Origin of the sequence: uncultured Anaerococcus sp., from assembly GCF_937934665.1 — a bacterium.
GTDB lineage: Bacteria > Bacillota > Clostridia > Tissierellales > Peptoniphilaceae > Anaerococcus.
On sequence record NZ_CALGYW010000064.1, the window covers coordinates 107,847 to 118,398 of the forward strand.

Below are 10,552 nucleotides of genomic sequence, written 5' to 3' on the forward strand. Positions count from 1 at the left end.
CGTGTTTATAAGACCGTTTTTAAATTTATATATTTACTAGATTTTTATAGTCTTTAACTATCATCTTGGCAAGTTCATCAGGGTTACCACAGCCAGTGGTTATCACAAGATCATCATCACCTACAATTTCATAGATGTAATCTCTTGCTTCTTCAAATGTCCCTAGGTACTTGGCATTTAGACCTTTTTTCACCATGGCATCGACAACATCTTTTGAATGGATGCTAGGGTCAAATTTTTCTCTTGCTGCATAGATATCTGTAACTATAATCTCATCAGCAGAATCAAAGCTATTTAAAAAATCATTAAATAAAGTTTTTGTTCTTGAATAGGTGTGAGGTTGCCAAACGCATATCAATCTACCCTTAGTATGTTCAGCTAAGGCATCGAGGGTTACAAGAATTTCTGATGGGTGGTGACCATAATCTGTCATTATTGTAGCCTTGTTTACATAACCTAAAATTTGCATTCTTCTATCAAGGCCAGTGTACTTGACTATATTATCTCTTATAGTGTTAATGTCTATACCATTTTCATAGGTGGCAATTATAGAAGCCATAGCATTGTTTATATTATGTCTTCCAATTACTCCTAGTTTGAAGTGCTCTACACTACCATTTTCCATAATTAAATCAAAGCTTGGTCTACCTATTTCATCAAAGGTTATATTTGTAGCGTTGTAATCAGCTTCTGGATTTTCTTGTCCATAAGTTATTAATTCTCCTTGAACCGCATCAAGAATTAATTTATTATTTTCTTCATTTAGATTTAGGATTGTTTTTGAATTTTTATCTTGATTTCTTAGATAAACCTTGAAGGTTTCGACAATATCATCTAAATCTTTATAGTAGTCGAGATGGTCTTCATCGATGTTTAAGATAATAACTGTTTGTGGATAATAGTATCTTATATTACCTTTATATTCGCAGGCTTCTGTAACTAAAAAATCTTCATTACCGACCTTAACATTACCTTTCATGTCATCTAGATTACCACCTAGTAAGATAGTTGGATTCTCATCTGAATGTAGAAGTATCTTTGAAATCATGCTGGTAGCTGTAGATTTACCGTGGGAACCAGATATAGCAATTGAATTTTTATAATTTCTCATGAGAGTGCCTAAAAATACACCTCTTGTAACAACAGGTGCTTGTAATTTTCTTGCTTCAATTAGTTCTTCATTATCGTCTGAAATTGCATCAGTATAGACAACAAGATCAGGATTTTTAATATTTTCTTTTTTTTGACCTATAAACACTTCTATACCAATATTTTTAAGTGTTTTAACAGTATCGGATTCACTTCTATCTGAACCTGTTACCTTATAGCCTTTTTCATATAAAAGGTGGGCTAGACCACTCATTGATATACCGCCGATACCAATGAAATGAACATACTTATATTTATGTTCATCCAAATTAAATTCAAACATATATTTATAATCTCCTTAATAGTTAAGTCTTTAAGTATATTTACTATATTATACCATATTTAATAATGAAAACTTGTCAAGTTCTACTTTGATTATAAGTACACTTGACGTATATTTATATTAGAATGTATTAAAAAGGAGGGTCCATGAAATTTGTAGTAGCTAACGATCATGGAGGAATAGACTTAAAACCTGCAGTGTGTGATAAGCTTGAAGAGCTTGGACACGAAGTAGTTCATGTAGGAACCTATAATAAAGAATCATGTGATTATAGTGACTTTGCTGTTAAAGCTTGTGAAAAAGTTATCAATAATGAAGCTGATTTTGCAATTCTTATCTGTGGGACAGGACTGGGCATGTCTATGTCAGCTAATAAGGTTAAGGGGATAAGAGCGGCTTGTGTTTCAGAAACATTTTCAGCAAGAATGAGTAGAGCTCACAATAATGCTAATGTTTTATGTCTGGGTGCAAGAGTTATCGGTACAGAAGTTTGCAAAATGATAGTTGAAGAATTTGCAAACACTGAATTTGAAGGTGGCCGTCACCAAAGACGTGTAGATAAAATTTGTAAAATAGAAGATGAAAATTGAGACTATTTGGGTCTCTATTTTTGTTTATTTAAAAGGAGAGAATAAATGACAATACCAACACCTCATATTTCTGCAACTAGTAAAGATCAAATTGCAAAAACAGTATTAATGCCAGGAGATCCTTTAAGAGCAAAATTTATAGCTGATAATTTCTTAGAAGATGTAACCCAGTTTACTGAGACTCGTGGTATGCTTGGTTTTACAGGATTTTATAAGGGGAAAAGAGTTTCTGTAATGGGCAGTGGAATGGGAATTCCATCCGCTATGATTTATTATAATGAACTCTTTGATTTTTATGATGTTGATTGCATTATAAGAGTAGGCACAGCTGGTTCCATGCAAGAAAATGTAAAGCTTCACGATATAGTAATAGCTCAATCTGCATGCTCTGAGTCATCTATAAATGACAACCTTTTTGGTAATATTAATTTTTCTGTAACACCAGATTTTGACCTTTTAGTAAAGGCAGTTGAAAAATCAAATGAATTAGGATATAGGACTCATTGTGGTCAGGTACATTCTTCAGACCAATTTTATAATGAAATGGATCCTAAAGTTTTTGAAAATCTAAGAAAATATGGAATTCTTTGCGTTGAAATGGAATCATATGGCTTATTTATGGCTGCAAGAAAACATGGTAAAAAGGGGCTAGGGATATTTACAATTTCAGATTCTTTAATAGAGAATGTTGCTGATAGTGCTGAGAACAGGCAAAAATCATATACAAATATGATGGAACTTGCTTTAGAGGTTGCAGAAGCCTAGTATGATTAAAACAGTTATAATGGCAGCTGGTGAAGGAACTAGGATGAAATCAAAAACATCTAAAGTCCTTCATAAGCTTATAAACAAAGAAATAATAAAATATGTAAAAAAAGCAAGCGACTTTGAACAATCTGAGACAATAATAATAGCAGGTAAAAATAAGTCTCAATTAAAAGATTTATTCCCAGAGACAAATATTGTTGAGCAAAAAATAGGAGAAGGCATTCCTTATGGGACCGGTTATGCAGCAAGCTTGGCCTTAGATCACATAGAGGATGATGATCAAGTACTTATATTAAATGGTGATATACCCCTAATAAAAAAAGAATCTTTAGAAGAATTAATATCTTATCATAAAGAGTCTGGCTCTTCTTGTACTATTCTTTCAACCTTGATAGAGAATCCTAAGGGTTATGGAAGGATTATAAGAGATGAGGATAATAAATTTATAAAAATTACAGAAGATAGGGATCTAAAACCTGGCGAAAAAAATATAAATGAGATTAATGTAGGAATATATATTTTTAAAGCTAGAGATCTTAAAGAATCTCTTTCTAAAATTGATACAAATAATGATCAAAATGAGCTTTATTTGACCGATTGTATAGGCGTATTAAAAAATACTGGTAAACAGGTAAGTGCCTATGTAAGCGATGATTATGAGCAATTTTATGGAATTAACAATAAGTTTGAGCTAAACCAAGCCAGTAAAATCCTACAAAATAGGATTAATAAAGAGCATATGTTAAATGGTGTTATTATAGAAAGTCCAGAAACAACCTTCATAGAAGAAGGCATAAAAATTGGTAAAGATACTCTTATATCTGGTTTTGTTAAAATATACGGCAATTCACAAATTGGAGAAGACTGCATAATAGAGGGAAATACTAAAATTATTGACTCTACTATTGAAGATAGTGTTAGGGTAGATAATGCAGTTATTGAAAAATCTTATATGGAAAAAGATAGCGATATAGGTCCTTTTGCAAGACTTAGACCAAATAGTAGAATTGGAAAGAAAGTTCACATTGGAAACTTTGTAGAAGTTAAAAATTCTAGCCTAGGCGAAGGGACAAAAGCAGGTCACCTAGCTTATATTGGTGATAGTGATCTAGGCAAGGATATAAATATTGGCTGTGGAGTTGTATTTGTTAATTATGATGGTAAATATAAACATAGGTCAATTATAGAAGATAAGGCTTTTATAGGTTCAAATGCTAATATAGTAGCCCCTGTGAAAGTTAAAAAGGAAGGTTTTGTAGCTGCTGGTTCTACTATAACCCAAGATGTAAATTCTGGAGAATTAATAATTGAAAGAGCAGAGCAAAAACATATCAAAGGTTATGTTGAAAGAAAAAAACAAAGAGATAAAAATCATAAGGAGTAAAAATGTCATCTAAAGGTAATCAATATATTCAAAGAGGGGAATTAAAACTTTTAACAGGTAATTCTAATATTAAATTAGCAGAAAGCGTTGGTAAAAATTTAGGTATAGAGCTTACAAAAGCAGATATCAATAAATTTAAAGACGGAGAAATAAGTATTAAGATTAATGAATCAATAAGGGGCAAGGATGTATTTATAGTTCAGCCTACTTCTTCTCCAACAAATGATAATCTGATGGAATTATTAATAATGATTGATGCTTGTAAGAGAGCTTCTGCTGGCTACATAAATGCAGTAGTTCCATACTACGGTTATGCTAGACAAGATAGAAAAACTAGAGGTAGAGAACCTATAACTGCAAAACTTGTAGCAAACTTACTAACCGTAGCTGGGGCTAACCGTGTTATAACTATGGACCTTCACGCAGGGCAAATTCAAGGTTACTTTGATATACCAGTAGACCACTTCTCAGCTATCAGGCTACTATCAACTCACTTCCAATCATTTGCTTATGATAAGCCAGAAGAATTTGTTGTAGTAAGTCCTGACCTTGGTGGTGTAAGACGTGCTAGAGAATTTGCAGATTATCTTAAACTTCCTATAGCAATTATTGAAAAAAGAAGACCAATGCCAAATGTATCAGAAGTAATGTCAGTAATTGGTGATTTCAAAGGCAAACATGCAATTATAGTTGATGACATGATTGATACTGCAGGAACAATAACAAATGCAGCAGATTTCTTAGTTGAAAATGGAGCTAAAGATGTATACCTGGTTGCAACTCATGGAGTATTTTCTGGAGATGCTGTTAAAAAACTTGAAAAACCATCTGTAAAGGAAGTTATAATAACAGATACTATTGAACTAACAGATGAAAAAAGAATAGATAAAATAACTCAACTTTCAATAGCTCCACTTCTTGCAGAGGCAATAAATAGAATTAATACTTACGAATCAATAAGTGGTTTGTTTACGGTTATTGAATAATGTATTATATTGTAGGATTAGGCAATCCTGGATTACAGTATGAAAATACTAGGCATAATGTTGGTTTTATGACTATAGATTATTTAGCAAATAAATATGATATAGATGTAAGAAAATCAAAATTTAAATCGCTTTATGGTCAGGGAGAAATTTCTGGCCATAAAGTTATGCTTATAAAGCCTCAAACTTACATGAACAATTCAGGAGAAGCTGTAAGAGATTTAAGAAATTTTTATAAATTTGATATAGATAAACTTATTGTCATCTATGATGATATAGATATTGATTTTGGAACAATAAGAATTAGAAAAAAAGGTTCTGCAGGAAGTCATAATGGTATGAAATCAATTATATATCAAATTCAGGATGATAAGTTTCCAAGAATCAAAATAGCTATCGGTAAGAAACCAGAAAAATGGGACCTAGCAAATTTTGTTTTGAGTGGTTTTTCAAAAGAAGAAGTAAATATTCTTGAAGATGAGATAAGGCTAGCTAGTGAAGGTATAGAAATAATTCTAAAAGAAGATATAGATAAGGCAATGAATAAGTGTAATTCAGTCAAGTTGGTGAAAAACGATAATGAATAAATTAATTGAAAAATTAATTGAGATTGATCAAATAAATAAAATTAAATATCAACTAGATGATTATTCTCCACTATATATTCAAGGATTAAGTGAAGGGGTTAAGGCCCACCTTGCCCTAAGTCTTTTTAAATTATTGAATAAAAATGTGGTTTTCGTTGTAGAAAATCAAAAAAGAGCTGATAAATTTTTAGAAGATATTAATCAAATTGAGAATATAGCAAAGTTTTATCCAGCGCTTGATACAAATTTTTATAATATCAAATCTATAGATGATAAAAAAGTTAATCAAAGACTAGATACGCTAATAAGTCTTGCCAAGGGCGAGAAAAGTATTACTATAACAAGTATAGGAGCCCTTAAAAATAAACTAACAACTTTAACTCAATTTAATGAGTCTTTTGTTAGAATTAATGAAGAGAGCATAGTTGATGTAGATAACTTTATATCAAGTCTACTTGCTCTTAATTATAACCCATCAGATTTTGTTGAAGAGAAGGGAGATTTTGCAAAAAGAGGGTCAATCATTGATATTTGGCCAATTAATTACAAAAATCCTATAAGGATAGAACTTTTTGATGATGAGATTGACTCTATAAGGATTTTTGATAAAAATAGTCAAAGAACTATTGAAAAAATAGAAGAAGTAGAAATAGGGCCCGCTAGTGAACTTTTATATAATAAAGAAGACTATTCCAAGGTAATTAAGGGCATTTCGAAACAAATTGAAAACAAAAAAATCTCCGATAGTAAAGACCAAAAGCTTGTCGATAAGTATAAGCAAATCATTTCATTTTTAGATCAGAGTTTATATATTGCTAACAAAGATTTAATTAATGCTTATAGGTCAGATAACTATGACACCTTTATCGAATATCTGCCGGAAGAAACTGTTTTTATTTTTGATGATGTATCAAGAATCTATGAGTCAGTAGAAGAAGATGATGAAAAATTTGCTGAAGACTTAACTTATCAAATGGAAAATGGCGAAGTTTTTTCAAGTTTTTCTAAGTATTTACTTACTAGCAAAACTATATACGAAAAAATAGCAGAAAAACCAATTATTAACCTAACATCAATTCTTAAAAGAACCAAGTTATTTTCGCCTAAAAAGATTACTGAATTTAAGACTATAGAAGTAGAGAACTTCAATAAAAATGTTGAACAGTTTATTAATACAAGTATCGGACTTACGAATAATGGAGAAAAAATATTTGTATTTGCTGGGTCTAAAGCTAGAAAAGAAAAACTTTTAGAAAGTTTTGTAGATCATGATTATTTACTTGCAAGTGATGAAGATAATAATCTAAATTTTGATAAAGCTCCTATAATAATATCAGAAAAAAAATCAAGTGAAGGCTACTATTGTAAAGATTTAGATCTACATGTATTTACAAGTATTGAGATATACGGCAAATCATCAACTAGAAATCAGAGTCGTAAAAAAGTTTCATCTAAAAATATAATTAATTACTCAGATCTTGAAATTGGAGACTACGTAGTCCACGAGAACAATGGTATAGGAATCTACAAGGGCCTTACAAAAATCGAACGTAATGATGTCGAAAAAGATTTTATCTTAATTGAATATAAGGGAAATGATAAATTATATATCCCTGTAGATCAAATGAATCTGGTCAGCAAATATATTGGAAATAGGGGAGAAAAACCTAAGCTATCATCTCTTGGTTCAGTTCAGTGGCAAAAGTCAAAACAAAGGGCCAAAAAAGCAGTTGACGAAATAGCTGACGATTTGATAAAACTATATGCAAAAAGGTCAAAGGAAAAAGGGCATGCTTTTTCTAAGGATACTAACTGGCAGAATGAGTTTGAGAATTCTTTTCCATATGATGAGACTTTTTCACAATTAAGAAGTCTTGAAGAAATTAAAACTGATATGGAAAGCAAACAGCCTATGGATAGACTCCTTTGTGGAGATGTAGGCTATGGGAAAACAGAAGTTGCCTTAAGAGCTGCTTTTAAGGCTATAATGGATGGTTATCAAGTTGCTTTTTTAGTTCCTACTACTATCCTTGCCAACCAACATTACCATACAATGCTCGAAAGATTTAAAGATTTCCCTATAAGTTCTGCTATGCTATCTAGGTTTAATACAAAAACTAAAGATAAAGAGATACTTAAAGGTATAAAATCTGGTAAGGTAGATATTGTAGTGGGTACCCACAGGCTTTTGTCAAAAGATGTTAAGTTTAAAAAATTAGGGCTTTTGATAATAGATGAAGAACAAAGATTTGGTGTAAAACATAAGGAGAAGTTTAAAAAATTTAAATCTTCAATAGATGTTCTAACGCTTTCAGCAACACCAATACCTAGAACTTTGCAGATGTCCTTATCTGGGATAAGAGACCTATCTACCCTTGATGAGCCACCCCAAGAAAGACTGCCTGTAAATACTTATGTTTTAGAGTTTGATCCTGGAATAATTAGAGATGCGATTATAAGGGAAATAAATAGGAATGGTCAAGTATATTTTGTATATAATAGGGTAAACGATATAGAGAAATTATTTATAAAGTTAAAAGACCTCGTTCCGGAAGCGTCTATTGATATAATACATGGGCAAATGAGTCCTAGGCAAATAGAAAATATTATGCTAGATTTTATCGAAGGAAAGACAGATATCCTACTTGCTACAACTATAATTGAAACTGGTATGGATATAAAAAACGTTAATACAATAGTGATCTATGATGCAGACCATATGGGTCTTTCCCAGCTTTACCAACTTAAGGGAAGAATTGGTAGGGGATATAGGTCATCTTACGCTTATTTTACTTATAGGGCAGGAAAAATTTTAACAGAAATTGGAGAGAAAAGATTAAAATCAATAAGAGATTTTTCAGATTTTGGATCAGGTTATAAGATTGCTATGAAAGACCTAGAGCTAAGAGGAGCTGGAAATCTATTAGGAGAAAGCCAGTCAGGGCATGTTGAAGCTGTTGGTTATGATCTTTATGTAAAATTCCTCCAAGAGGCTGTAGAAAAGGCTTCTGGTAAAGAAGTTAAAATTAAAGATATAAAGCAAACCTTTATAGATATTAAAATTGATGCCTTTATACCAAACTCATATATAAAGGATTCATCACAAAAAATCGAAATCTATAATAGAATAGCAAATATAGAGGATAAACACGATTATGAAGCTTTAGTTGAAGAATTAATCGATGTTTATGGAGATATTCCAGTAATAGTGGATAATATAATGTATGTCTCGCTAATTAAGTCTCTTGCTTCAGTAAATGGAATTACTGAAATAAGGGAAGATGCAAATAATATAAGTTTATTTTTTGAAAATAGAGAGTATTTTGCTTTCGAAGAACTTAAGGAAATAAATGAAAACTACGAGGGCGAAATGAGTCTTGATTTATCTAATAAGCCAGCCTTTAAGATCCCTTCTACAAAAAATAAATTGCTTGACATATATGAACTTTTAAATACAATTAACAAAATAAGGAGTAAAGAATGAAAAAGAAATTATTAATTGCAATGCTTGCATCAACAATGGTGCTAGGAGCTTGTGGAAACCAAGCAAACGATAAGAATACTGACACTAAAGTGGAAGAAAAGGCAAGTGACGTAAAAGAACTTGACAAGGGAACAGTTGCTATTGTTAATGGTGATAAGATATCAAAAGATAGCTATAAAGAAGAAATGAGTTTCTATGGAGCAATGCTTGCTAGTAGACAAAATCTCAAAAACTCAATTGTTCAAATGATGGTTCAAGATAAGTTGATAGCAGATGATATGAAAGCTAACAAACTTGAAGTTTCTGATAAAGATGTTAATGAGTCCTTCTTAAACTCTGTTAAACAATTTGGTGGTCAAGAACAATTTGATAAGATGTTAGATGACTACAATATGGATGTTGAGAAATTTAAAGAAACTGTAAAAAAAGACCTTATGTATCAAAAACATAAAGAATGGTTTGAAAAAGAACATCCAGTTACTGATGAAGAAATTAAACAATATTATGAAGATAATAAAGACCAATTTGCAAAAAGAGATGCTTCACATATTTTAGTTGACAATGAAAAAACTGCCAAAGAAATCAAAGAAAAACTAGATAAGGGAGAAGACTTTGCAGCCCTTGCTAAAGAATATTCAAAGGATACAGCTAATGCTGATAATGGTGGTAATTTAGGAGAATTCTCTAAGGGACAAATGGTTAAAGAATTTGAAGATGCAGCCTTTGCTCTAAAAGAAGGTGAAATCTCTGAACCTATTAAAACACAATTTGGATATCATATAATAAAAATAAACAAAGTTTCTGATTCTGAAGATGATAATAAGGATGCTATTTCAAAGGCAATAAATGAGAAAAAATATGCTGATTATATCAAAGAGCTTAATGAAAAAGCAAATGTAGTAACAGATGCTACTGTTAAAGAAAATAAGGCAGCAGAAGAGTCTACTGTAGAAGAAAATGATGAAACAGAAGCTGACAAGGCTGTTGAAGATAAAGATAATGAAGAAGATAAGAAAGATAATAATTAGTGTATTATCTTTAAGTTTATGTATTTTTATATTTTCGTCATGTAAAAAAAATACAAATAACGAAAATGCTATAGCCTTAGTTGATGACGAGGCAATAAAAAAAGATGTTTTTGATAAAGAGCTAGAGTTTTATCTAGCTTTTTATACAAAAAAATATGGTGAATCTTACCTAGATAAGAAAAATTCTAAGGGTAAAACAAATAAAGAGCTTATTAGAGATGATCTATTAGATTCTATGATTAAAGATCAAGTCATGTTAAATGACTTATCCAAGAAAAAAATTCAAATAGATG

At 31.0% G+C, this 10,552-nt stretch carries 9 protein-coding genes; 8 read left to right on the forward strand and 1 reads right to left on the reverse strand.

Annotated features, from left to right (window positions below):
* Positions 1-25: 25 nt before the first annotated feature.
* Complete coding sequence (gene murC / locus Q0410_RS03900) at positions 26-1,432, reverse strand: UDP-N-acetylmuramate--L-alanine ligase (RefSeq protein WP_299032994.1); 1,407 nt, start codon at positions 1,430-1,432, stop codon at positions 26-28.
* Between the two features lie 146 nt (positions 1,433-1,578).
* On the opposite strand from murC, the gene rpiB reads away from it, so the two are divergent.
* From rpiB to Q0410_RS03940, 8 genes are all read left to right on the forward strand, one after another.
* Entirely contained in the window at positions 1,579-2,022 is a 444-nt protein-coding gene (gene rpiB, locus Q0410_RS03905) for a ribose 5-phosphate isomerase B (protein ID WP_299032995.1), read from the forward strand.
* A 45-nt stretch (positions 2,023-2,067) separates the two neighbouring features.
* Positions 2,068-2,787: a purine-nucleoside phosphorylase gene (gene deoD, locus Q0410_RS03910; RefSeq protein WP_299032997.1), complete on the forward strand. Its 720-nt coding sequence runs from the start codon at positions 2,068-2,070 to the stop codon at positions 2,785-2,787.
* A 1-nt stretch (position 2,788) separates the two neighbouring features.
* The gene (glmU, locus tag Q0410_RS03915) at positions 2,789-4,174 is read left to right on the forward strand and encodes a bifunctional UDP-N-acetylglucosamine diphosphorylase/glucosamine-1-phosphate N-acetyltransferase GlmU (RefSeq protein WP_299033000.1); all 1,386 of its coding nucleotides are present in this window, start codon (positions 2,789-2,791) and stop codon (positions 4,172-4,174) included.
* Between the two features lie 2 nt (positions 4,175-4,176).
* The gene (locus Q0410_RS03920) at positions 4,177-5,160 is read left to right on the forward strand and encodes a ribose-phosphate pyrophosphokinase (protein WP_299033002.1); all 984 of its coding nucleotides are present in this window, start codon (positions 4,177-4,179) and stop codon (positions 5,158-5,160) included.
* Positions 5,160-5,747, forward strand: coding sequence for an aminoacyl-tRNA hydrolase (pth, locus tag Q0410_RS03925; RefSeq protein ID WP_299033004.1), 588 nt, complete (start codon positions 5,160-5,162; stop codon positions 5,745-5,747). The genes Q0410_RS03920 and pth overlap by 1 nt, the downstream gene beginning before the upstream one ends.
* A complete protein-coding gene (gene mfd / locus Q0410_RS03930) occupies positions 5,740-9,231 on the forward strand; it encodes a transcription-repair coupling factor (RefSeq protein ID WP_299033006.1) in 3,492 nt (1,163 codons plus the stop codon). Before pth ends, mfd begins: the two co-directional genes overlap by 8 nt.
* Positions 9,228-10,259, forward strand: coding sequence for a peptidylprolyl isomerase (locus Q0410_RS03935; protein ID WP_299033008.1), 1,032 nt, complete (start codon positions 9,228-9,230; stop codon positions 10,257-10,259). Before mfd ends, Q0410_RS03935 begins: the two co-directional genes overlap by 4 nt.
* The coding region (locus Q0410_RS03940) for a SurA N-terminal domain-containing protein (protein ID WP_299033011.1) at positions 10,231-10,552 on the forward strand (322 nt) is incomplete at its 3' end. The genes Q0410_RS03935 and Q0410_RS03940, both read left to right, overlap by 29 nt.